This is a genomic window from Candidatus Binatia bacterium (genome assembly GCA_036504975.1).
GTDB lineage: Bacteria > Desulfobacterota > Binatia > UBA9968 > UBA9968 > JAJPJQ01.
This window is the reverse complement of sequence record DASXUF010000039.1, coordinates 1-21,760: the sequence shown is the minus strand read 5'-3', so window position 1 is coordinate 21,760 and position 21,760 is coordinate 1. Positions and strand designations below refer to the sequence as shown.

The 21,760-nt window shown below is 57.7% G+C and carries 23 protein-coding genes; 14 read left to right on the top strand and 9 right to left on the bottom strand.

The features are described from left to right. Positions 1-297 precede the first annotated feature (297 nt). The 10 genes from VGL70_05390 (at position 298) to VGL70_05345 (ending at position 9,705) form a co-directional block, all read left to right on the top strand. The gene (locus VGL70_05390; GenBank protein HEY3302954.1) at positions 298-1,200 is read left to right on the top strand and encodes a LysR family transcriptional regulator; all 903 of its coding nucleotides are present in this window, start codon (positions 298-300) and stop codon (positions 1,198-1,200) included. Further along, positions 1,197-2,213, top strand: a complete 1,017-nt coding sequence (locus VGL70_05385) for an ABC transporter substrate-binding protein (protein HEY3302953.1) — start codon at positions 1,197-1,199, stop codon at positions 2,211-2,213. Before VGL70_05390 ends, VGL70_05385 begins: the two co-directional genes overlap by 4 nt. 5 nt (positions 2,214-2,218) lie before the next feature. Further along, a complete protein-coding gene (locus tag VGL70_05380) occupies positions 2,219-3,154 on the top strand; it encodes a LysR family transcriptional regulator (protein HEY3302952.1) in 936 nt (311 codons plus the stop codon). Continuing rightward, the gene (locus tag VGL70_05375; protein HEY3302951.1) at positions 3,114-4,124 is read left to right on the top strand and encodes an ABC transporter substrate-binding protein; all 1,011 of its coding nucleotides are present in this window, start codon (positions 3,114-3,116) and stop codon (positions 4,122-4,124) included. Before VGL70_05380 ends, VGL70_05375 begins: the two co-directional genes overlap by 41 nt. 157 nt (positions 4,125-4,281) lie before the next feature. Then, positions 4,282-5,286, top strand: a complete 1,005-nt coding sequence (locus VGL70_05370) for an ABC transporter substrate-binding protein (GenBank protein HEY3302950.1) — start codon at positions 4,282-4,284, stop codon at positions 5,284-5,286. 22 nt (positions 5,287-5,308) lie between these two features. Beyond that, positions 5,309-6,307 (top strand): ABC transporter substrate-binding protein, encoded by a 999-nt coding sequence (locus VGL70_05365; protein ID HEY3302949.1) that lies wholly within the window; start codon positions 5,309-5,311, stop codon positions 6,305-6,307. A 9-nt stretch (positions 6,308-6,316) separates the two neighbouring features. Next, positions 6,317-7,198, top strand: a complete 882-nt coding sequence (locus tag VGL70_05360) for a LysR family transcriptional regulator (protein ID HEY3302948.1) — start codon at positions 6,317-6,319, stop codon at positions 7,196-7,198. Positions 7,199-7,200: 2 nt separating this feature from the next. Further along, the gene (locus VGL70_05355; protein HEY3302947.1) at positions 7,201-8,214 is read left to right on the top strand and encodes an ABC transporter substrate-binding protein; all 1,014 of its coding nucleotides are present in this window, start codon (positions 7,201-7,203) and stop codon (positions 8,212-8,214) included. Positions 8,215-8,264: 50 nt separating this feature from the next. Beyond that, positions 8,265-8,795 (top strand): NTPase, encoded by a 531-nt coding sequence (locus tag VGL70_05350; GenBank protein ID HEY3302946.1) that lies wholly within the window; start codon positions 8,265-8,267, stop codon positions 8,793-8,795. A gap of 40 nt (positions 8,796-8,835) precedes the next feature. Continuing rightward, on the top strand, positions 8,836-9,705 hold the full coding sequence (locus tag VGL70_05345; GenBank protein ID HEY3302945.1) for an isocitrate lyase/PEP mutase family protein: 870 nt from the start codon (positions 8,836-8,838) through the stop codon (positions 9,703-9,705). Between the two features lie 19 nt (positions 9,706-9,724). Here VGL70_05345 and VGL70_05340 read toward each other — a convergent pair whose 3' ends face one another. From VGL70_05340 to VGL70_05320, 5 genes are all read right to left on the bottom strand, one after another. Beyond that, positions 9,725-10,357: a hypothetical protein gene (locus tag VGL70_05340; GenBank protein HEY3302944.1), complete on the bottom strand. Its 633-nt coding sequence runs from the start codon at positions 10,355-10,357 to the stop codon at positions 9,725-9,727. Continuing rightward, the gene (locus VGL70_05335) at positions 10,354-11,160 is read right to left on the bottom strand and encodes a mechanosensitive ion channel domain-containing protein (GenBank protein HEY3302943.1); all 807 of its coding nucleotides are present in this window, start codon (positions 11,158-11,160) and stop codon (positions 10,354-10,356) included. Before VGL70_05335 ends, VGL70_05340 begins: the two co-directional genes overlap by 4 nt. Before the next feature lie 184 nt (positions 11,161-11,344). After that, a complete protein-coding gene (locus tag VGL70_05330) occupies positions 11,345-11,884 on the bottom strand; it encodes a hypothetical protein (protein HEY3302942.1) in 540 nt (179 codons plus the stop codon). Between the two features lie 284 nt (positions 11,885-12,168). Continuing rightward, the gene (locus VGL70_05325; GenBank protein HEY3302941.1) at positions 12,169-12,945 is read right to left on the bottom strand and encodes a TIGR00730 family Rossman fold protein; all 777 of its coding nucleotides are present in this window, start codon (positions 12,943-12,945) and stop codon (positions 12,169-12,171) included. 170 nt (positions 12,946-13,115) lie between these two features. Next, on the bottom strand, positions 13,116-14,510 hold the full coding sequence (locus VGL70_05320; GenBank protein HEY3302940.1) for an MBL fold metallo-hydrolase: 1,395 nt from the start codon (positions 14,508-14,510) through the stop codon (positions 13,116-13,118). 119 nt (positions 14,511-14,629) lie between these two features. On the opposite strand from VGL70_05320, the gene VGL70_05315 reads away from it, so the two are divergent. After that, the gene (locus VGL70_05315) at positions 14,630-15,346 is read left to right on the top strand and encodes an SIMPL domain-containing protein (protein ID HEY3302939.1); all 717 of its coding nucleotides are present in this window, start codon (positions 14,630-14,632) and stop codon (positions 15,344-15,346) included. 92 nt (positions 15,347-15,438) lie between these two features. Here VGL70_05315 and VGL70_05310 read toward each other — a convergent pair whose 3' ends face one another. Together VGL70_05310 and VGL70_05305 are read right to left on the bottom strand one after the other, a co-directional pair. After that, positions 15,439-15,804: a hypothetical protein gene (locus VGL70_05310; GenBank protein ID HEY3302938.1), complete on the bottom strand. Its 366-nt coding sequence runs from the start codon at positions 15,802-15,804 to the stop codon at positions 15,439-15,441. A 90-nt stretch (positions 15,805-15,894) separates the two neighbouring features. Next, positions 15,895-18,654 carry a DUF748 domain-containing protein gene (locus VGL70_05305; GenBank protein ID HEY3302937.1) on the bottom strand — a complete coding sequence of 920 codons (2,760 nt, stop codon included), beginning with the start codon at positions 18,652-18,654 and terminating at the stop codon, positions 15,895-15,897. A 164-nt stretch (positions 18,655-18,818) separates the two neighbouring features. Between VGL70_05305 and VGL70_05300 the strand changes: the two genes are divergently transcribed. After that, on the top strand, positions 18,819-18,983 hold the full coding sequence (locus VGL70_05300) for a hypothetical protein (protein HEY3302936.1): 165 nt from the start codon (positions 18,819-18,821) through the stop codon (positions 18,981-18,983). 25 nt (positions 18,984-19,008) lie between these two features. Here the strand turns inward: VGL70_05300 and VGL70_05295 are convergent, their stop codons facing one another. Next, positions 19,009-19,620, bottom strand: a complete 612-nt coding sequence (locus tag VGL70_05295; protein ID HEY3302935.1) for a tetratricopeptide repeat protein — start codon at positions 19,618-19,620, stop codon at positions 19,009-19,011. 410 nt (positions 19,621-20,030) lie between these two features. Here VGL70_05295 and VGL70_05290 point away from each other — a divergent pair, with 410 nt between their 5' ends. Beyond that, the gene (locus VGL70_05290; protein HEY3302934.1) at positions 20,031-21,224 is read left to right on the top strand and encodes an alanine--glyoxylate aminotransferase family protein; all 1,194 of its coding nucleotides are present in this window, start codon (positions 20,031-20,033) and stop codon (positions 21,222-21,224) included. Between the two features lie 3 nt (positions 21,225-21,227). Here VGL70_05290 and VGL70_05285 read toward each other — a convergent pair whose 3' ends face one another. After that, complete coding sequence (locus VGL70_05285; protein HEY3302933.1) at positions 21,228-21,422, bottom strand: DUF1059 domain-containing protein; 195 nt, start codon at positions 21,420-21,422, stop codon at positions 21,228-21,230. 139 nt (positions 21,423-21,561) lie between these two features. On the opposite strand from VGL70_05285, the gene VGL70_05280 reads away from it, so the two are divergent. Next, a partial coding sequence (locus VGL70_05280) for a hypothetical protein (GenBank protein HEY3302932.1) occupies positions 21,562-21,760 on the top strand: 199 nt, incomplete at its 3' end.

Genomic DNA, 21,760 nt, shown 5'->3' with positions numbered 1-21,760 from the left:
GTTCTCTCAAGACCACTTCGAGAATCGCCTCGTCGCCGAGATTCATGCCGCCGTAAGATCCGGAAAGCGCCACCCGATATTTCATCAAAACATTTCCTCCGCTTTTCTTGATCTTTCAGCCTAGCAGGAGCGCGGACGGGCGCAATCAGGTGAATACCGGAAACCACGTCAGGAACTTGCGTCGAGTCCCGGTTCTGTTTCTTTACCTCCCGGCAACATTGCCGTCATCGGACATTAATCTTGCCCCAGTTTTTCATTGACTTCCGATTTCGCGCAAGATAGAAAATTACTCCTATTATGACACTCTGGCAGTTGAAGGTTTTCAGCACGGTCGCAAAGACCGGCAGCTTCACCAAGGCCGCCAAGGCCCTCCAAATAACCCAACCATCCACTACGACCTTAGTACAGTCCTTATCCCGCGAGCTGGGAGTCAAGCTTTTTGAAAAACTCGGCATCAAAATTCATGTCACCAGCGCGGGCGAAGAGGCGCTCCGTTACGCGCATCAGATACTTGGGAAAGAGGATGAGTTCAGGCGAAGCATGGAGGAATTTAACGTGCTGAAAAAAGGCACGCTCCGGATCGGCGGCTCGGTCGTAGCCGGGGCGTCTTTTCTTCCTGCGGCCATCCAGCAATTTAAAGAGGAACACCCGGACTTCGAGGTCGCTTTGAAAATTGAGCGGAGCGATGATCTGGAAAAAATGCTGTTGGAGGGTGAGCTGGATGTTGCCATTATGGGTTTTGCTCCCCGGTCGCGTCTTGTGGCTGGAAAGGCCCTTCGAGAGGAGGAGGTCGTAGTGATTTGCCCTCCCAACCATCCATTTACTACGAAGCGCGCCGTTCCCTTGAAGCTGCTTGCCGCTGAACGTCTGATCAGTGCCGAGAAAGGGATCCTTCTCCGTGACCTTGTCGAACAAAAGTTTATTGAAAGGGGGCTTTCGTTTGTGCCTTCGCTACAAGTGAACCTCGACATCGGCAGCAGGGACGTGGTCAGGAATGCTGTCGCAAGCGGGCTAGGCATCGGATTCCTTTCCAAGTGTCTTGTCGTCAATGATGTTGCGGCAGGACGGATAAAAATCTTAAATGTCCCCGAGCTCAAATTAAAGCGCATCATGTATCTCGCCGTCCACAAGAACCGACAACACTCCGCTCTTATGAAATCCTTCACCGATCACCTTTCGAAGTACGGTGAGCGACAATGAGTCCGAGAAGGATTGTAACGTTTGCAACAACCTTCGGGTTTTGGACATTGGTCGCGGGGACCTTCCCGGCGCCGATGACTTGGCCCGCGGAGCTTGCGCCGAAGAAGGTGATGGTAGCCTATACCTCGTTTGCCCCGTCGCAGTTATGGTTCTTGTTAGAAAAAGATCTTGGATATTTTCGGCAGGAGGGATTGATACCGGAGTTCGTTTTGATCAGGGGTGGTAGTATAGCAGTGAAAGGACTCCTTGCCGGAAATTTCGATTATATGGTTCCTGGTGGCACAGTCATCGACGCCGTGATCCGCGGGCGGCAGCCTTTTAAAGTACTTTTCACGGTCGAGATGATCAGTTTCTGGCTGGTTGCTCAGCCGGACATTCGCTCGATCGCGGACCTGAGAGGGAAAACAGTCGGCATCAATACCTTCGGCGGCAACACAGAGTTTACCATGCGGGAGATCTTGAGGCGAAACGGCCTCGATCCCGTCAAGGACATGACGTTTCTGGTCGTGGGAGCGTCCAACGACCGGTTCAACGCCTTGGTATCTGGGGCGGTTCATTCCGCTCTCCTCTCAATCCCGGGTAATTTCAAGGCCGTGCAAATGGGCTATCGAAAGCTCGCCAGCGCCACCGATTACGTGAAGTGGCCGCAGGCCGGGTTGGCGACCTCGGAGGAAAAGATTCGCCGCGATCCCGATGAGGTCATGAAGATGGTCCGCGCGTCATCCAAGGGACTCAAGCTCATGCTGGCGCAGCGGGAATATATTGTCGCGAAAATGATGCAGATGTTTAGGCTCAGCCGGGACGACGCGGCTCAGACCTACGAAGCGACGCGCGATGCACTTTTACCGTCGGGCCATCTCACCGAGGATCAGGAGCGCGCGGTGATTTCACTGGGCAAACAGGTGGCCAATGTAACCGAAGACATCCCGCCGGAGCGCGTCTTCGAGAATCGCTTCATCAAGCAGGCGGAGAAAGAACTAAAGGGCTGGACGCCTGCGATACCGAGACAGTAATTCCTATGACCCTCTGGCAATTGAAGGTTTTCACCACCGTCGCGAAAACCGGCAGCTTCACCAAAGCCGCCAAGATCCTCCAAATAACCCAGCCCTCCGCCACCACTCTGGTTCAAACCCTATCCCGTGAGGTTGGAGTCAAGCTTTTTGAAAAACTCGGCGCCAAAATCCACATCACCAGCGCGGGCGAAGAGGCGCTCCGTTTCGCTCATCAGATGCTGGAAAAGGTACACAACTTCAAGCAACGAATGGATGAATTCTCGGGACTGAGGACAGAGAAAATAAGCATCGGCGCAGCGCCGATTGCAGCGGCAACCTTTCTTCCTACGATAATGCAAAAATTCAAAGAGAAATATCCCGGAATCGAAGTCACTCTAAAAGTTGAAAGCAACGAAAAAATGGAAATAGACCTCTTGGAAAGTGATCTGGACCTCGCTTTTATGAGCTGGCTGCCGTCCTCCCATCTGCTAGTTTCAGAACATTATTACGAGGAAGAATTCGTTGCCATTGCACCGCCCAAACATCCATTAACCAATAAACGCCGCGTATCGTTGGGACAGATTTCAAAGGAGCCTCTGATTGCGCCTCAGAATAATTCGACAGTTCGCAAAATGCTGAAACAGAGGTTCGCACTAGAGGGTCTCGACTTTACCCCGGCCATCAACATCAGCGAGATATTCGGGGTGAGGGATCTCATTAGAAACTTTGTGGCAAAGGGTCTCGGTATCGGCTTCATTGCGAAATGTCACGTGATCGGCGATATCCAAGCAGGGCGGGTAAAGCTGCTTCACGTTCCCGAACTTAATTTGAAAAGAGACATCCATATAGTCATCCATAGGAGCCGGCAGAACGCTGCCCCAGTGCGAGCATTTAGAGATTTGTTAAAAAAGGAGGAGCCAGGTGTTAAGGATCTTCCAATGGTCATCCGCGCTCGCAATTAGCCTGGGGCTTCTCGTTTCTGGCGCCGCTGGAACCACCTATGCCGCAGAAGCACCCGGGAAAAAAGTCGCGGTCGCGTATCCCTCGGTCGGCCCGTTCTTCCTGTGGTTTTTGCTGGAAAAAGAATTAGGATTTTATCGGCAAGAAGGATTGCTCCCCGAATTTATCTTGGTCAGGGGCGGAGGTCTTTCCGTCAAAGGGCTCATTGCGGGCAATTTCGATTACATTCACAATACCGGCGCCGCTTTGGAGGCGATCGTTCTTGGACGTCCTCCACTCAAACTCGTCTTCACCGCCGCGAAAGCTCATTACTGGCTCATGGCCCAGCCAGGCATTCGCTCTGTAGCCGATCTCAAGGGAAAGAGCATCGCAACCGGCGGGCTGGGCAGCATTACCGAGGTCATCGTACGGGAGATTCTCAAGAAGCACGGGCTCGATCCTTTTAAAGATGCAGTACTGATCGGCGCCGGCGCACCTCAGGAGAGGTTGGCGGCTATGGTCAGCGGAACAGCGCAGGCGGCCGTCCTCGTCACTCCCTTCGATCTTAAGGCCGCTCAGATGGGATATCAAAAAATCGCCAAGGTCACCGATTACGTTCGCTGGCCGGCCGCAGGTATCGCAACGCGCGAAGAAACAATCGCCCGACAACCGTCCGAAGTTTACAAAATAGTGCTGGCGGCGCTCAAAGGTCTCAAGTTAGTTTTGAGCCAGCGGGATTATGTCCACGCGAAGCTGATACAGATGTTTCGTCTCAGCTCGGAAGAAGCGGCGCGCATTTACGAGGAGTTGCGGGAGGAAGTCTTTGTTCCCAGCGGCTATCTCGCCGAAGAAGACCAGCTCGCGAATATTGCCATAATGAAACAGGCAGGCGGAGTCAAAGATGAAATCCCGCCCGAGCGCGTTTTCGACTACCGCTTTGTCAGACAGGCCGAGCAAGAGCTTAAAGGGTGGACGCCTAAGATACCTAGATAATTTGGCCATGACGCTCTGGCAATTAGCAGTTGAAGGTTTTTACCACGCTCCCGAAAACCGGCGGCTTCACGAAAGCCGCCAAGCTCCTCCAGACAACCCAGCCCTTTGCTAGGACCTTGGTACAATTCTTATTCCGAAAACGCTGAGACGACATAAGATGTTGTTCCCTAAATCAGCAAGGTTCGTCATTTCTTTTATATTGCCGGTAATCGTCACCTTTCCTGTCGTGACGAATTCGTCGGAGCCTTTTAAGAGCTTGCCCGTTGCGTATCCGGCCTACTCTCCGTTCATGACGTGGTTTCTCTTTGAGAAAGAGCTGGGATTTTACCGGCAGGAGGATCTCAAACCGGAATTTGTTCTGGTGCGCGGCGGAGGACTCTCAGTCAAAGGCTTGATAGCCGGAAATTTCGACTACGTTCATAACACCGGGGCCATTTTGGACGCCGTCGTTCGTGGAGGCTATCCGCTAAAACTCGTTCTCACCGCCGCGAAAATGCATTACTGGATCGTGAGCCAGCCAAGTGTTAGGTCGGTCGCGGATCTCAAGGGAAAGAGCATTGCGACCGGCGGATTAGGCAGCATCACCGAGGTCACCGTCCGGGAGATTCTCAAGAAACACGGGCTCGATACTTTTAAAGATGCAGTGCTGATTGGCGCCGGCGCTTCTCAAGAACGGTTCGCCGCCCTGGTCGGAGGAACGGCGCAGGCCGCCGTCCTGGCTACGCCTTTTGATCTAAAGGCCACACAAATGGGATTTAGGAAAATCGCCAAGGCGACCGATTATGTTCATTGGCCGGCGGCCGGAATCGCCACACGAGAAGATAAAATAGCCCGGCAGCCTGCCGAAGTTTACAAGATGGTACTGGCCTCGCTCAAAGGGCTTAAGCTGGTCTCAAGCCAACGGGAATACGTACAGGCGAAGCTGATGCAAATGTTTCGCCTTAGTCCGGAAGACGCCGTGCGCACTTACGATGAGCTGCGAGAGGAGATCCTGGTTCCCGCCGGATACCTTAACGAGAACGATCAACTTGCCAATATTGCCCTGATGAAACAGGTTGCTCAGATCACGGATGAAATTCCGCCACAGAAAATTTTCGACTACCGATTTGTCAGACAGGCCGAACAAGCGCTCAAGGGGTGGACACCGCACGCTCCTCGATGAGGAGCCCACATAAGAAACGGAGATGAGTTTCGGCAAAACTTTGCTTACGGCCGTGCTTTGCGTGATTTGCGCGGATTACCTTCAGCATGCTTTTGCACAAAACCCGGCTAAGAAAATAACCGTAGCGTATGCTTCTCTGACTCCTTCAACGGTATGGTTTTCCTTAGAAAAACATTTGGGCTTCTTCCGCAAGGAAGGGCTCAACCCGGAATTCATTCTTACGCGGAACAGCGTGATCGCCGGCCAAGCGATGTTAGCAGGCAGCTTCGACTACATGGTGCCGACCGGCACCGTGGTGCCCGCCGTCGTTCAGTCTCGTCAACCTTTCAAAATTGTGTTCACGACGCTGCGAACACATTATTCTTTAATCGCGCAGCCGCAGATTCGTTCCGTGGAGGATCTGAGAAAAAAAACCATCGGGATTGCCTCCATCGGCAGCAGCAACGATCTGATCATGCGGGAGATCCTAAAATCCCACGGCCTGGACCCGCTTAAAGACATTACTTACTTGGGACTAGGCTCTTCCTCGGTCGATCGTTTCGCCGCTTTGGTCTCGGGGGGCGTCCATGCGACTTTTCTTTCCGCTCCGTTCGACTCTAGAGCGATAGAGATGGGCTACAGAAAGGTTGCCAAAGCCATCGATTACGTTCGCTGGCCGCAGGCCGGGTTGGCGACGACGGAAGAAAAAATCCGCCGGAGCCCGCAGGAGGTCGAAAAGATGGCGCGCGCGGCGCTTAAAGGCCTTCGCTTCGCGTTGTCGCAGCGTGATTACGTTATTCCGAAGGTCATGCAGTCGTTCCGTGTCACGCAAAAAGAAGCGGCTCAGAGTTACGAGGCTCTGCAAGAGGAAGCGGTTTCTTCCGGCAGCCTCGCCGAGCAAGACCAGATCGCCGTGATCTCCATGATCAAGCCCGGAGGAAATCCGGCTGAAGACATCCCGCCGGGCCGGGTTTTCGAATATCGCTTTGTGCAAAAGGCGCAGCGCGACCTCGCGGCGTGGACGCCGCAGGCGCCAAGATAATATCTTGCCATGACCCTCTGGCAGTTGAAGGTTTTCACCACGGTCGCGAAAACCGGCAGCTTCACCAAAGCCGCCAAGCTCCTCCAGATAACCCAGCCCTCCGCTACGACCTTGGTGCAGTCCTTATCCCGCGAGCTGGGAGTCAAGCTTTTTGAAAAACTCGGCATCAAGACCCGTATCACCAGCGCCGGGGAAGAGGCGCTGCGCTACGCGCACCAGATCCTCGGCAAGGAGGATGACTTCAGGAAAAGAATGGAGGAATTTAGCGGCCTGAAAAAAGGCACGCTCCGAATCGGCGGATCGGTTGTGGCCGGGGCGTCTTTTCTTCCTGCCGCCGTCCAACAATTTAAAAGGGAAAATCCGGACTTCGAGGTCGATTTAAAAATTCAGCGGAGCGATGATCTGGAAAAAATGCTGCTAGAGGGTGAGCTCGACGTTGCCGTCATGGGCGTGGCGCCGCGTTCGCCGCTCATCGTCGCCAAGCCTTTTCGTGAAGAGGAGGTCGTTGTGATCGCCCCGCCCAACCATCCCTTGACGAAGAAACGTTCGATTCCGTTGAAGCTCCTCGCTAAGGAGCGTCTGATAAGCACGCTCCACAACATCATGAAGCAGAAGTTTGTCGAGAAGGGACTCTCCTTTGTGCCGTCGCTGCAAGTCAACCTCGATATCGGCAGCAGAGACGTGGTTAGGAACGCGGTCGGAAGCGGACTTGGCATCGGATTTCTTTCAAAATGCCATGTCGTCAACGACGTGAAGGCGGGACGAATAAAAATCCTCAATGTCCCGCAGCTCAAGTTGAAGCGGGCGCTGTATATCGCCGTTCATAAGAACAGACAGCATTCCGCTCTGATGCGGTCGTTTACGGGATTCCTGGCGACTTGCCGAGAGTAACGATGCGCTTTAGAAAAAATGCGCCGCTTGCGTTCGCGATCGCTTCTTCGATGATCATCGCGGGACTCTTCCCGGCCCGAACGGCCTGGCCCGCGGAGCCTGCGCCGAAGAAGGTGATCGTCGCCTACACGTCGTTTGCGCCCTCGGCGTTGCGGTTCTTATTGGAAAAGGAGTTGGGCTATTTTCGCGAGGAAGGAATTATACCGGAATTCGTCCTGGTGAGGGGCGGCAGCATCGCAGTGAAAGGAATGATCGCGGGAAATTTCGATTACATTATCACCGGCGGCCCGGTGGTCGATGCGGTGATCCGCGCCCGGCAGCCGCTCAAATTGATATTCACGGCTGAGATGGCAAGTTTCTGGCTGGTGGCGCAGCCGGACATCCGTTCGATCGCGGACCTGAAAGGGAAGACGGTCGGCATCAACACCTTCGGCGGCGCATCAGAGTTCACCATGCGCGAGATCTTGAGGCGCCATGGTCTCGATCCCGTCAAGGATATGACCTTTCTGGTCGTCGGAGCTTCCAGCGACCGTTTCAACGCCTTGGTAGCAGGGACGGTTCATTCGACCCTCGCCACCCCTCCGGGCAATTTCAAGGCCGTGCAGATGGGCTATCGAAAACTCGCCAGCGCCACCGATTACGTGAAGTGGCCGCAGGCGGGCTTGGGGACCTCCGAAGAAAAAATTCGCCGCGACCCCGAAGAGGTTATGAAAATGGTCCGCGCCTCATCCAAGGGACTCAAGCTCATGCTGGCACAGCGGGAATATATCGTCGCGAAAATGATGCAGATGTTCAGGCTCAGCCGGGACGACGCGGTTCAGACCTACGAATCGACGCGCGACGCCCTGCTGCCGTCGGGTCATCTCAACGAGGATCAGGAGCGCGCGGTGATTTCACTGGGCAAACAGGTGGCCGATGTAACCGAAGACATCCCGCCGGAGCGTGTCTTCGAGAACCGTTTTATCAAGCAGGCCGAGCAAGAACTGAAAGGCTGGGCGCCTCAGGCACCGAGATAATTTATCATGACGGCTTGCATTCAAAGCATCTGAGGGGCAAATCATGCCTCATGAGATTATTCCTCACCGGCGTTCCCGGCGTCGGCAAGACCACGTTGATCCGCGCGGTTTTGGAGCAAATCGACGGCGTCCAATGCGCCGGTTTCTACACCGAGGAGAAGAGGCATCGAGGCCAACGGATCGGCTTTAGATTCGTAACGCTCGACGGCGAGGAAGGAACTCTCGCCTCGGTGGGCAGAAAGGAGCCTACGGTCGGCAGGTATTCGGTCCACCTCGAAGAATTCGAAAGGCTCGCGCTCCCCCAACTCGATCCGGAAAATTCGCCCGCCGATCTCTACGTGATTGACGAGATCGGGAAAATGGAGCTGCTGTCCGCCAAATTCAGAAACAGACTGATTGATCTTCTCGCCCGGCCTTCCAACATCCTCGCGACCATCGCCAAAAAAGGAAAAGGCTTCATCGAGCAGCTCAAAGCCAGAAACGACGTCGAGCTGATCGAAGTCACGCGAGCCAACCGCGACCGGCTGGTAAAAGAAATAGCTGAGAAGATTAAAGTTGTCCTGGCGAAAACAGAATGTTAAGAAGCCTGAATCAGCTTTCGCGATCCGAAACGGAGGCCTTATGACCAAAGCGGAAAAGATCCGCGAGGTGTTGAAAGAGAAAGGCGTCCTGGTGATGCCGGGAGTGTACGACTGTCTCAGCGCGAAGATCGCCTCGCGCGCCGGCTTCGATGTCATCTTCATTACCGGCTATAGCGTGTCGGCGACGTATTTGGGCGAGCCCGACTTCGGCTTGCTCTCGCAAACCGACTTGCTCTCGGCCTCGCAGCGCATCTGTTCGGTCACTGACCTCCCGGTGATCGTGGACGCCGACACGGGCTACGGCAACGCCATCAACACCATCCGCACGGTGAAAGAGCTGATCCGCGGCGGCGCCGCCGGCATGTTTTTAGAAGATCAGATCTGGCCCAAGCGCTGCGGTCACATGAAAGGCAAGCAGGTGATACCGCTCGAAGAGTATCTTAAGAAGCTCAGAGCCGCCGTCGAGGCGCGCGGCAACAAGGAAGATTTTTTCATCGTCGCGCGCACCGACTCGCGCCAGGCGATCGGCCTGGAGGAAGCGATCCGGCGCGGGCAGGCGTTCAAGGAAGCCGGCGCCGACGCGGTTTTTATCGAAGCGCCGCTGACGAAAGAAGAGATGCGCGAGATCGGGCGTAAGGTTCCCGGCCCGCTCGTCGCCAACATGATCGAGCGCGGCGTCACGCCGCTGATGGGACCGGAGGAGCTGAAAGATTTAGGCTTCGGCCTGATCGTCTGGCCGCTCGGCCCGCTCTACGCGTCGGCGCGCGCGTTACAAGACGTTTACGGCACGCTCAAGCGCACGGGAACGACCGGAGAAGTCATGGACCGCCTCATCCCGTTCGAGGAATTTCACGACATCATCGGGCTGGAGGAAAAGTACGCGCTCGACGCGAGATACAAAGGCGAGTAGGGCACGGCGCGCCGTGCCCCTACCGATCTGCCTGGAACTGATTCCAAAGTGAATCAGCACAAGGCGCCACGCCCGCTTGAAACTTCTTTTGCAGGAGCGCCGGGCTGTCCCCCGTCAACAATTTACTCTTGCCGCTCTTCGTCTCGTACTTGCACGTCCCCTGCCAGACGATTCTTGAGTCGGCGTTGCGAATCAGGCGCGCCCGGAGCGTAAATTCAACGCCGCCTTCGATGGCCGAGCCCCAGCCGATCGTCTTGAAATCGAGAACCCACGGTCCCGCGTACGCGTTTTTCACCGCCGCGAGATCGTCGGCGGCGACGGGCCGGTCGATGGCGCGAACTTTGATGGCGCTGAATTCCTTTTCCAGGGCTTGGACAAAGTTTGTCTTGACCGCCGACGCCGGATCCTCAAGCCGGTACTTCGCCCGGATTTCTTTTCCCGCCGAAATCGACCTCCCATAGCCGATCAGGCCGAAGAATCCGGCATCGGCGTAGAATGCCGCGGGCTCGTGATGAACCGCGCCGATCTCGGCCTGATTGTTTAGCTGCGCCCGGCCTTCTTTGCTCAACGTGATCGAAGTCGATGAGCACCCCTCGCCGATCAGAAAAACGGCGGTCGCTACAAATCTTAAAAGGACGCTCCCGTGTCTCATGATTGCGCCGGCTGAAGGAGTCGAACTTCATACGAAGGAACCGGTATCTCGATATTCTCCGCCCTGAACCGATCGACGATCGCCTGATACAACTCCGGCTTGGCCCGGACAACGTCCGCGACCGCGACGAATGGCTGAATGACCACGGTGATGGACGACGCCGCCAACTCGCCGATGCCCACAACCGGCGCCGGCTGCTTCAAAACGCGCGGGTTTGCCGCCACCACCTCTCTCGCGACCGCGAGCACCTGGGTGAGATTGGCGCCATAACTGACTCCTACCGTGAGGGTGAGCTGGCGGACCGCGCCGAAATTGTGCAGGATCTCGCCGACGATTCTGCGATTGGGGATGACCACGCGGGACTGATCGAGCTGTATCAGGCTGGTCGAGAACAGCTCGATCGTCGTCACCTGTCCATGAACGCCGGCCAGCTCGATATATTCGCCGACGCGAAACGGCTTGGTGATGATGATCGACAGCCCCGCGACGATGTTGCCGAGCACTCCCTGAAAAGCCAGTCCGATGCCCACGCCCGCGACGCCGATAGCCGCCACGAACGGCGCGATCTGAAAACCGAACTTGTCGAGCGCCACCAGCAGCGTCAGTAGAAGGACCGTGATGCGGACGATACGGACCATCAGCGTGCGCGTCGGCGGCTCTTTCACGTAGGACTGGAGCCATCGATCGCACAAGTTCCCGACCCAGCGGGCCAGCAGAACGCCGACGACGAGAATGATGAGCGCGCCGAGGACCTGAAAGCCGTACTGGACGAGCAAGCCCAACGTGAGATCTTTGACCGACATGAGTGAGCTCCTTGGATCCACGGTACCTATCAGGCCTTTCTTTTGTTGCGCAACAAATGCGGCTAAAAGTAATCTAACTCGGGCGCAGGGGTCAAGCGGAAATCGTCGTTAGAGGCGCAAAAACGGCTGAAGGCGGGTGAAGTCACAACTCTTTCACCTCGCCTTCAGCCGCGAACCGGCACTCTTAATTTGCAATCGTCAGCGCTATGCCGAGAGGCAATGTCTTATCGCCGGTGCTCAAAGCCGTCGCCAATCTCGATACCTCCCACGCCGGAACGGGCTCTTTCGAGAATCCGTTCTTCACGGCGCCGTCGGTGGGCCCGGTCTCGTCTGCTTTGATGACGTATTTAACGTTATTCCCGTCGCGAAGCGTTACGGACAGGACCAGATCTTTTCCTTCCGCGACGGCCATGGTCTGCATCGCGGCGATTTGGTTTAAAGCCGCGGTCTTATTGACCGTGTCGAAATACACCCAAGCGAACGCGACAATAGATACCGCCAGCACAAGCCAGCTATACTGACCTACTCTTTGTTGTCTTTTCAGAGCTTGTTTTCTCTGTTGGTCGAAAAAGCTGCGGTAAGATTGCCTTTCGGCGGTCAATTTCCTGGCGGGGTCTTCCTCGGTCGAGGTGGTCGGTTGATCGAACGAAAGTCCGATGCCGTTCAATATCATCCCTATGATGATCAACACCAAGGGGGCGGCGATCAGAAAAAGAGGATTCATGACTCTCTCCTTAGTAAGGCTCTGGATAGCCTCTGGATTTTGGAAGAGGGCGGGTCAGGTCGTGAAACCAGAACCTTCGCTGCAAACCCGGAGCCGAAGTCCATGCCACAGCGGTTAAGCCGTGGCGGCCTTTCTCCTCTTACGCGCCGATAAAATGAAAATCAATTGCTGCCGTGAACCGACTTACCTCCTAGGTAGACCCATCCTATAGCACCGCTGACAGACCGACAATGTCTAATAGTAGACAAGAAACGGGGGTCCCAGATCCTCGTGCATATCCACCCTCACGCTCGCTCGCCGAAGATCCATCGACGTTTTAGGCTGGGCACATAGCTCAGACCGAACTGTCCGGTTGCCACCTTGAGGATCGACTCGACCGCTTCTTCGGGAGAATCGGTGACGAGAATGCGCTCCGTGTCGACCGCGTCGATCGTCCCCTCCTTGAGCAGCCGCTCGCGCATGAAGTCGAGCAGCGGCTGCCAGTAGTCCTTGCCCATGATGACCAGCGGAAATTCCCGAATCTTGCCGTTCTGGATCAGCACGGCGGTCTCGAAGATCTCGTCCAGCGTGCCGAAGCCGCCCGGCATCGCGATGAAGGCGTAGGAATATTTCACCAGCATCACTTTGCGCACGTAGAAGTGCCGGAAGGTGATCCACTTGTCGAGATAGGCGTTGGGCTTCTGCTCCTGAGGCAGCTCGATGTTGCAGCCGATGGACCTGCCGCCCGCTTCTTTCGCGCCGCGATTGGCCGCTTCCATGATGCCCGGCCCGCCGCCGGTCATGACGGTGAATCCGGCGCGGGCGAGGCGCGCGCCGACCTCGAGCGCCAGCGCGTAGTACCGGTGATCTTCGCGAAAACGCGCCGAGCCGAAGACGGTGACGCACGGGCCGACGAAGTGGAGCGCGCGAAAGCCGCGCATGAATTCAAAAAAGATCCTGAGCGCGCGCGCGAGCTCGCGCCGCCTCTCCTGCGGCCCCCGAAGAAAGCGTACTTCTTCGTCGGCGCCGGGCGTCTTCCCCCAGCGGGTTTCGGAAGTTGTCCTGTTATTGGGTTCAGCCATGGCAGGTGTCGAATTCTCCCCGTTTATCCTTCGACAGGCCTGTCCTGAGTAGCAGGCCGTTTCTTTCGACAAGGCTCAGGACGAACGGCTGAGACTTTGAAAACGGCGGGTGTTTTTCTTCCGTTCATGCTGAGCTTGCCTGTCCTGAGCGAAGCCGAAGGGTCGAAGCATCATAGCTCCCGGATTTCGTCTTGCCGCGGCAGCGATACCTTGAAGCCGAGCTTGTCGCGGAGCGACTCGGCCAGCGCATCGCGCGCCCGGTCCTCGCCGTGGACGAGAAAGATCTCGCGCGGTTTTTCCGGTATCGCCGACATCCACTCGACGAGCTCTCCCGAGTCCGCGTGCGCCGACAGCGCCGGAATTTCCTCGACGTGCGCCGCGACCGTCACCGCCTGCCCGAGCACACGCACCTCGCGCTCTCCTTCGAGTATGCGCCGCCCGAGCGTGCCTTCCGCCTGGTAGCCGACAAAAAGAAGAGTGGTGTCGGGATTAGGCAGACGCTGGACGAGGTGGTGGAGCACGCGGCCGCCGTTCAGCATTCCCGATGCCGAGATGATTACCGCCGGGCCACGCAAACGGTTCAACTTCTTCGAATCGTCCGAGGAGCGCGAGAAACTTACCGAAGGCCCTTCGATCGGACAGCGCCCTTGGTCGCGAAGCTCGGTCATCTCGATGTCGTGCTCGGGAGTGTAATCGCAATACAGATCCACGGCCGAAATCGCCATCGGGCTGTCGATGTAGATCGGGAGTCCGGGCGAAAGGCGTCCTTCACGCTGCAGAGCGCGGAGATGGTAGAGCACTTCCTGCGTGCGCCCCACGGCAAAGGCCGGGACCAAGAGCACGCTCGCCTTTTCGATGACTCGTTGGCATACGCGCGCGAGCGCTTCTTTCGGACTCTCGCCGCCGTGCAGCCGGTCTCCATACGTCGATTCGAGGACCACGTAGTCGGCGCCTGCGATCGGCTCCGGATCTTTTAGGATCGGAATATCTTTCCTGCCAACGTCGCCGGAGAAGACGATTTTCATCTTTTCCCCGGCGGCGTTACTGATCTCGAAAAGGATGAACGCGGCGCCGAGAATATGGCCGACTCGGTGAAACGTGAAGGAAAGGCCGGGCGCAATCTCTATGGGAGAACCGAAGGAAGAATTGCGCACGAGCGGGAGCGCGCGGCGCGCGTCCTCCTCGGTGAAGAGCGGCAAAGCCGGCTTGTGCCGCGAATAGCCCTTCTCGTTGGCGAAGCGCGCCTCTTCCTCCTGAAGCCGCCCGGCATCGGGCAGCAGGAGATTGAGTAGCGCTCGGGTGGGGGCCGAGGCGAAGACGGGGCCGTTGAAGCCGTTCTTGACGAGCCGGGGCAGATAGCCGGTGTGGTCGATGTGCGCATGAGTGAGGATGACGGCGTCGATCGTTTCGGGATCGACGCCGAGCGCTCCCCAGTTTTTTTGTCTCAGCTCGGATTTCCCTTGAAAGAGACCGCAGTCGATGAGAACCCGCCGGGAGCCCGCCTCGAGAAGGAACCGCGAGCCGGTGACCGTACCCGCCGCGCCGAGAAACCTGAGCTGCGTCACCGGCCGCTCGCCCGATCGCTCATGGAATCTAAATTAACCGAACGAGGACAAAATGTCTATTTCAGGCTCGCTCTGTTTCGCTTGCAATGCGTCGCGACGTCAGTGATAAAATAGTTGTCATGTCGTTCATCATCGCGCTTGCTCTGGCAACGTTCCTGCCCGCCGTCGCATACGCTCAGCACCACGACCATCACAAGCCAATGGCGCCCTCGGTCACAGTAACCGGCGAGGGGCTGGTTACCATGGAGCCGGATCTGGCGGAGATCGAAGTCGGCGTCGTGACCGAAGCGAAGACCGCGCCGCTGGCGGGAAAAGAGAATGCCGCGAAGCTCGCCAGAGTCATCGTCGAAGTGAAGAAGCTGCTCGGATCGGGAGACGAAGTCAAAACCATCGGCTATTCCCTCACCCCGAATTATCGCTACCCGAAAGAAGGCGGGAAACCGGAGATCACCGGCTACACGGCGACGAACATCATCCGCGTGCGGACCGGCGCTCTACCCGGCGTTGGAAGCCTGATCGATGCGGCGACGCAATCGGGCGCCAACCGGATTCAGCGGCTCGCCTTCACGTTGAAGGACGAAGACGCGGCCAGGCGCGAGGCGCTGCGCAACGCGACGGCGAAGGCGAAATCCAAAGCAGAAGACATGGCGCGGGCGCTGGGTTTGAAGATTGCCAGGGTGCTTTCGTTGAACGAGGGCGAACAAGCGTTCCGTCCGGTCATGCAGGAGCTGAGAGCGGGAGTTGCGGGAATGCAAGCCGCTCCGACGCCGGTTGAGTCCGGCACGATCCAGGTGCGCGCTTCTGTCACGCTCACCGCCGAACTTTCCGGACAGTAATCCCTACCGAGCTTATCGTCATTCCGGCTCATTCAGCGATCCGCTTTATTCCCTCACCCTCTCCCAGAGGGAGAGGGATTGGGGTGAGGGTGCTAGAATTTGATTGTCACGATCAGCCACGCCGGCACTAGAGCCAGCCAGCCGATCACCCACCAGGTGACCGGCGACAGCTCGCGACCGGACTGTTGCGACCATCGAAGGAAGTAGTCCGTGGCGATGACGCCGATCAAGCCGATCGCCGAGGAGAAGAGCGCGCGCGGCGGCAACGGGACATCGACCGCCGATTGGCTTGCGGGCTGAATGACGGTGAGGAACGCGATGAGCCAAGCGGGAAAGAGACCGGCGAGTCCTATAAGCCAATACTTTCGCGCGTCCCCGCCTTTTTGATTGAGATAGAAGACCGCGGCGCTGCTGGCGATGATTCCGACGACTCCGAGAATAAGTGATGGCAAGAACATCGGCTGGTGCTTTTCTAAGCTATCCTACCCCTCATGCTCACCCTCTCCCTGGCAGGGAGAGGGAACGGGTGAGGGTTGAGATTAAGGCGTTCACGGTACGACGGAAAATTCGACGCGGCCGTCGCCCTTCGCGTCGGCCGCCGGACTCTTCGCTGCCGCTTCGAGACGCTTGGCGTCGGTTCCGGCAGCGCCGAGCCGCTCGCGCACGACCTCCACGCGGCGGGCCGCGAGCTTTTGCGCCTGTCCTTCCGGACGCGGCTCGACGTCGCGCAGCGCCGCGACGATCCCTTCGACGGTTTCCGGTGGATTGATCTTGGGAAATCTCTGCCGGAAATATCTCTGCGCCGCCGGCGCCAGGTCATTGATGTTCTGCGCTCTTTGATACGCCTGAATCTTGGCGGTCACCTCTTGCGTCTTGAGAGCGCCGAGATCCGCCTCGCTCACGACGGACGACAAAGACAGCCGGACGAAGGGCGAATTGCGGAGAAACTCGTGCACCTTGGCGAGCTGCTCGCCCATCGCTTCGTTGAGCGCCGCGCCTCCCGGCTCGAAGCGCACGGGATCGATGGCGAAGCCCGTGATCTTATCGCCCGAAGTAAAAAGCCGGCCGATGGCGCGGAAAGGCGCCGCGAGAACGTTGACGATCACGTTCTTGACCGCGGTCCAGATCGCTTCGCTCAAGCTGAACTCGGGCGCGCTCAAGCTTCCGGAGACCGGCACGTTGACGCGAATTTCGCCGCGGGCGTCTTTCATCAGCGCGACGATGAGACCGAGCGGCAGGCCGATCTTGTCTTTCGCCTTGTCGTCGTCGCTCGCCTGGACGAGGTCGAGACGTCCGACGACGATCTCGGTTTTGGCATCGAGCTTGTCGCCGTCGAGCTTGAAATGGACTTTGGTGCCCAATTGTCCGTCGCGCGCGATCCAGGAAAGCAGCGCGTTGGCATAAGGATTGACGCGCGGGATCGCGAAGTCGCGCAGCTCGCCGTCGAGATCGAGCCAGAGGGTTTCTCCCAGCGGCGCGATCTCGCCCTGCAGCGAGAAAGCGCCCGTGGCGCCGATGACGCTCTGGAGCGTGAGCCTGCCCTTTTTGCCCGGCGCGTTGCTGAGACCTTTGATGCTCATGGCGAGGCGCGACAGCTCTTCGGTATACGGCTGCTCTCCCGTCCGATCGATGAAGCGGGCGAATCCTTCCTCGACGACGATCTCGCCGATGTCGATTGCCGTCTTCGGCGGCTGGGGCTTGCCGGATGGTTTCGGTTTAGGAGTCGCGGCGACTTCCTGTTTGGCCGGCGGAGACGGCGCGACGTCCTGTTTCTTGGCAGCGTCGGCGGAGGGAGGGGCTTTTTGTTTTGTTTCGCTCCCCGGTGCGGCGGTCTGTTTTGTTTCACTTCCCGGGGCTGCAAGCATAGTACGAAGCGGCAGCGTGCCGTCTTTATTGCGCTCGATCAGCGCCGATGGTTTTCGGACTTGCACGCGCGCGATTTTTATCTGCCCCGGCCAGTTGATATCTATGGTAGCTACGTTCGCCTGCTCGATCGCTACGACCGGCGTCTTGGGCGGACCCAACACGAGGCGGCTGACGCTCGCTCTGCCTTTGGCGCTAGCCTGTAGGGCGCCCTCCATGGAAACAACGACGGCGAGGTCGGTCTCGGCCCTCCCCGCTAACGGCGTCGAGATTGGAATGTAGCGCTGGTACGCCGAGAGATCGGCGTCTTTCAGCCGCACCTTGAGATCGGCCTTGACGGGTTTGAGCGTAAACGTTCCGCCGATATCGAGCGCGCCGCCCTTGGGCAGTTGCGAGTTGATCTGGAGAGTCGCCGGCTCGTTCTGCGGCCAGGTCAGTTTTTCGACGGCAACTTTCAACTTGTTGAGATCGAATTGCGACGGCGGCGTGAGACTCATATCGACCACCGTGGGATCGCCGGAAACTTCGACGGTGGCGATGTTGAAGACACCGTTGTTCACGTTGATATTTCTGAGGTTGATCTTGAGCTCCGGCGCCGAGAGAAACGGACGTTCTTTGCCTTGCTGCAGCACGGCCAATTTTTCCAGGCGCACGTCGCCGTCGAGGTGCGTGCCTTCGCCGCCGTACTTGAGCGCAAGCGCGACGCTCAGGCGTCCGCTTTGCAGCGTCGCGGGCGTGTCGGATGGAACATAGGGAAGCAGCAGCGCGAGATCGAAGCCTTCGAACTCGAGCACCGCCTGGCCGTTGGTCGGCGTGATGTAAAGGTCGGAAGCGTTGATGGAAATCGGCGTGCCCGCCAGCGTGAGATACAACGTCGCTTTCCCCGCGGGTCCCCCCTTCCGTGTGGAAATATCAGCGAGGTCGAAGTTGAGCCCTTCGGCTTTCCAGGACTTGGCCGGCGTGATCGCGCTGTCTTCGAGGACAATGATGCCTTCCGACAGCTTGAAGCGATCGACGGTGACATCGATCCCACCCTCTTTGGTTTCTTTTTTTTCACCCGCGAGCAGATCCGAAAAACTGAACTCGTTCGCCCCCGTGCGCGCCACGTTCACAGCCGGCGCTACAAGATTAAACTCCGCCAGCTTCAAATGGCCGCGAAACAGCGGCAGGTAATAAAATTTGAGTGCCAGGTCTTTGAACTGAACGAAGGCATCCGGCCGCGTCTTATCCGCCAGCCGAAAGCCCTTGATGGCAATTCTCTTGGTGAACAGGTTGATATCGATGTCTTCGATAGCAACGTTCCGCTTCGTCGCCGCGGCGATCTGGCTCACCGCAACCTTCCGAACCACCATCGGAAGGAAAGTGATGATGAGAAGTAGCGCGAGCACCACGCTGCCAGTAATTATTCCCCATTTCTTCTGTCGGCGAGTCAGAGAGATCTTCATCCAAAAGTCCGCCTCACGTCATATCATCCGGGTCTTACCCCCGCAAGAACGCCTTTTCGCCAGATGCAACCAGCAATCCCGTCCGCTGGCTGAGGCGTTGTGTGGAGAAAAGGAAATCGTTGTGTTAAGCTTTATCTTCATCGGATTTGGAGGAGGTACAAACAATGACGAAAGGAGTCGAAGAATTGGCCCGCCAAATAGCGTCATTGGAGGAATCGGACCTCCAGACGCTCTTGGACCGGGTTGAAGAGCTCAGCCTGCGTCACAATATCGAGGCTTTGTCGGATCCTTCACTTGCTGAATTTCATCCGCCGAAAACAATTTGTTAAGGTCCGGCGCCAGATTTTCCAACCCTCACTGCCCCAGCCGCTTGAGCTCGGCGCTGGCGCCGTGGGCCTCGGCAAAAGCCGTTGGACAGTCCTTCTCCGCGGTTCGCAGCAATGGAATCGCGTCCTTACTCTCTTTTTTTAGCAGTTTCGCTTCAGCCGCGTAGAAACTCGCCTCGCAGAGTTTTTCACGCTTCGCGGCCGAATCCCGATCCTCCGCCGCGGCGTACATCGCCTTCTCGCTTATTTTCTCCAGGTAAAAATCGATGACCGGCGTCGGCCAATTCGCCGCCGTCTCCAGAGGCCGTTCTTTTTGCGCTCCGCCATCATCGAGCTTTGCCGCGCTGTCGCGTAGCTCGCGCTGAGCGACATCGGGGCCACTCGTTTTCGCCTGTGCCAGATAGCGCCAGAGAACGTTATATTTGTCTTGCGGGTCGGCCCTCACCGCGCGATCCAACGCCTCGGCACTCTCCGCCATGCGGCCGAGATAGAAATAGACCAGGCCGACCGCGCGGGCGTCACTTCCCTTTGGATCGATCCGCGCCGCCGATTGATAGTCGCTCAGCGCGCGGTCATAATCCTTCTTCGTAAAATAGGCTTGGGCGCGGTTGTGAAAACCACCCGCCTCGTTCGGGCTCAACCGTATCGACTGAGTGAAATCGTATATTGCACTGTCAAGATTGCCTTTGATGATGTGGGCAATTCCACGGTTGTTAAGCGCCGTAGACAGGTTTTTATCCGACAACCGGCCTGAGTTAATTGCGCGCGTGCAATGATGGATGGCTAGATCAGGTTGGTTCTGTGCATCTTGTTCGCAGTTCTGTATATCCTCGATCGACTGAGACCACGCTACTTCCGCTCCCAACCACAAGACAAAAAAGAACACCATCGCTCTTCGCATAGAATCCGACTATACCTAAAAGACCGTTGAAACCCAATCGTAGGAACCGCGGCGGAAACCCTCCGGTCCAGGAACTCGGCGCACGCGATTTCATCGATTTGAGCTTCCTCCGGTGCGATGTTATTGTGGCGCGAAAGGAGAGCGCCGGCATGGCCACTGGAGAGAAGCCTTCACTTCCCGAGTTTCATCCACCGCGAAGAATTTTGCTGGGACCGGGGCCGAGTCCGGTCGACGATCGCGTGACGCGGGCGATGACGGCGCCGGTGCTGGGGCACTTGGACCCTTTGTTTCTCAAATGCATGGACGACATCCAGGTTTTGCTTCGCTACGTTTTCGAGACCGAGAACCGTTTGACGATTCCGATTTCGGGTACAGGCAGCGCGGGGATGGAAGCGACGGTCGCAAGCCTGCTGGAGCCCGGCGATGAAATCGTCGTCTGCGTCAACGGCTATTTCGGCGAGCGGATGTGCGAGATGGTGACCCGCCTCGGGGCGAAGTGCATCCGCGTCGATGCCGAATGGGGCAAGCCGATGGACCTCGACAAGGTCCGCGCGGCGTGGAACGGCTCGAAAGCGCGGGCGATCTTCGCCGTGCAGGCAGAGACTTCGACCGGCGTCTTGCAGCCGATCGCGCCGCTCCGAAAGATCGCCGACGAGCGCGGCGGGCTTCTGCTCATCGACGCGGTGACGAGCCTCGGCGCGCATGAAGTCGCCATCGATAAAAACGGCATCGACGGCTGCTACTCAGGAACGCAGAAAGGCCTCTCCTGCCCGCCGGGCCTGTCGCCGGTGACTTTCAGCGAGCGGGCTTTAAAGAAAATCAAAGAACGGAAGACGAAACCAAGCGCCTGGTACCTGGACGTCGGCCTGGTCGCGAATTATTGGGGCAGCGAGCGCACCTATCATCACACCGCGCCGATCACGATGAACTACGCGCTGCGCGAGGGGCTGCGGATCATCGTCGAAGAAGGATTGGAAGCCCGGCGGCGGCGCCACGAGCTGAATCACCGCGCGCTGATCGCCGGCGTCGAGGCGATGGGGCTCAAGATGCACGTTGAACCGGACTCACGTCTCTGGACATTGAATACCGTGCGCATCCCCGACGGCGTGGACGACGCGCGCGTGCGGAAGAACCTACTCGACGAATTCAATATCGAGATCGGCGGCGGGCTTGGCGTCCTCAAAGGACGCGTCTGGCGCGTCGGCTTGATGGGCGGCGGCAGCACGGCGAACAACGTGCTGCTTTTCCTCGCCGCGCTGGAGCAGTGCCTCGCGGCCGAAGGTTTCAAAGTCCGCGGCTCGGGCGCCGGCGCCGCCGAGACGGTTTATTTAAAGAGAGAATAACCTTCAGTCGTTTGCCGGCTCGGCATTGCCGCGAATCCAGTCCTTGAGCCCTTTCTCTTCCTCGTCCTTGTGCGCGTGATGCACCTTGGCGTGGAGCCAGCCCAGCTCCACCACCTCGTCCACCGAGCCGGAGATCGTCACCGTGCAGCCTTTGTCGCTCGGATACTTTCGGCAATCGACTTTGACCCGCTGTGCCATATAATTCTCCTTCCCGATTATCTTCTGAACTCGCTCTAACGCGCAGATTCACGCGAGTCAATACTGATACTGCCGAAGACGCTGGGACATAGTCCAACTCGCGGTTTTCCTGGACGCAGCGAAGCAACAACGCGCCGCGTTGCATGTCGCCCCTGCCGATGAATTCGGCGGGGACCCGGAGCCGGTCGCCGAGAACCTCGGTCAGGATGTCGAGGTACTTGCCGCTCGCGATGCTGCCGAGAAAGACGACCTCGCATTTCGGACCGACCCCGGCGGCGAGCGCTTTGACGCCGCGAACGAGCGAACGCCGATAAAGTCGATGCTTCTTGTTGATCGGC

Excerpts from the sequence above, each read along its gene's own strand:
- VGL70_05300 (HEY3302936.1), top strand. The coding sequence starts at position 18,819 with ATGACGAAAGGAGTCGAAGAATTGGCCCGCCAAATAGCGTCATTGGAG.
- VGL70_05330 (HEY3302942.1), bottom strand. The coding sequence starts at position 11,884 with ATGAATCCTCTTTTTCTGATCGCCGCCCCCTTGGTGTTGATCATCATA.
- VGL70_05370 (HEY3302950.1), top strand. The coding sequence starts at position 4,282 with ATGTTGTTCCCTAAATCAGCAAGGTTCGTCATTTCTTTTATATTGCCG.
- VGL70_05310 (HEY3302938.1), bottom strand. The coding sequence starts at position 15,804 with ATGTTCTTGCCATCACTTATTCTCGGAGTCGTCGGAATCATCGCCAGC.
- VGL70_05315 (HEY3302939.1), top strand. The coding sequence starts at position 14,630 with ATGTCGTTCATCATCGCGCTTGCTCTGGCAACGTTCCTGCCCGCCGTC.
- VGL70_05355 (HEY3302947.1), top strand. The coding sequence starts at position 7,201 with ATGCGCTTTAGAAAAAATGCGCCGCTTGCGTTCGCGATCGCTTCTTCG.
- VGL70_05290 (HEY3302934.1), top strand. The coding sequence starts at position 20,031 with ATGGCCACTGGAGAGAAGCCTTCACTTCCCGAGTTTCATCCACCGCGA.
- VGL70_05350 (HEY3302946.1), top strand. The coding sequence starts at position 8,265 with ATGAGATTATTCCTCACCGGCGTTCCCGGCGTCGGCAAGACCACGTTG.
- VGL70_05345 (HEY3302945.1), top strand. The coding sequence starts at position 8,836 with ATGACCAAAGCGGAAAAGATCCGCGAGGTGTTGAAAGAGAAAGGCGTC.
- VGL70_05285 (HEY3302933.1), bottom strand. The coding sequence starts at position 21,422 with ATGGCACAGCGGGTCAAAGTCGATTGCCGAAAGTATCCGAGCGACAAA.
- VGL70_05360 (HEY3302948.1), top strand. The coding sequence starts at position 6,317 with ATGACCCTCTGGCAGTTGAAGGTTTTCACCACGGTCGCGAAAACCGGC.
- VGL70_05380 (HEY3302952.1), top strand. The coding sequence starts at position 2,219 with ATGACCCTCTGGCAATTGAAGGTTTTCACCACCGTCGCGAAAACCGGC.
- VGL70_05305 (HEY3302937.1), bottom strand. The coding sequence starts at position 18,654 with ATGAAGATCTCTCTGACTCGCCGACAGAAGAAATGGGGAATAATTACT.
- VGL70_05325 (HEY3302941.1), bottom strand. The coding sequence starts at position 12,945 with ATGGCTGAACCCAATAACAGGACAACTTCCGAAACCCGCTGGGGGAAG.
- VGL70_05365 (HEY3302949.1), top strand. The coding sequence starts at position 5,309 with ATGAGTTTCGGCAAAACTTTGCTTACGGCCGTGCTTTGCGTGATTTGC.
- VGL70_05335 (HEY3302943.1), bottom strand. The coding sequence starts at position 11,160 with ATGTCGGTCAAAGATCTCACGTTGGGCTTGCTCGTCCAGTACGGCTTT.
- VGL70_05390 (HEY3302954.1), top strand. The coding sequence starts at position 298 with ATGACACTCTGGCAGTTGAAGGTTTTCAGCACGGTCGCAAAGACCGGC.
- VGL70_05385 (HEY3302953.1), top strand. The coding sequence starts at position 1,197 with ATGAGTCCGAGAAGGATTGTAACGTTTGCAACAACCTTCGGGTTTTGG.
- VGL70_05340 (HEY3302944.1), bottom strand. The coding sequence starts at position 10,357 with ATGAGACACGGGAGCGTCCTTTTAAGATTTGTAGCGACCGCCGTTTTT.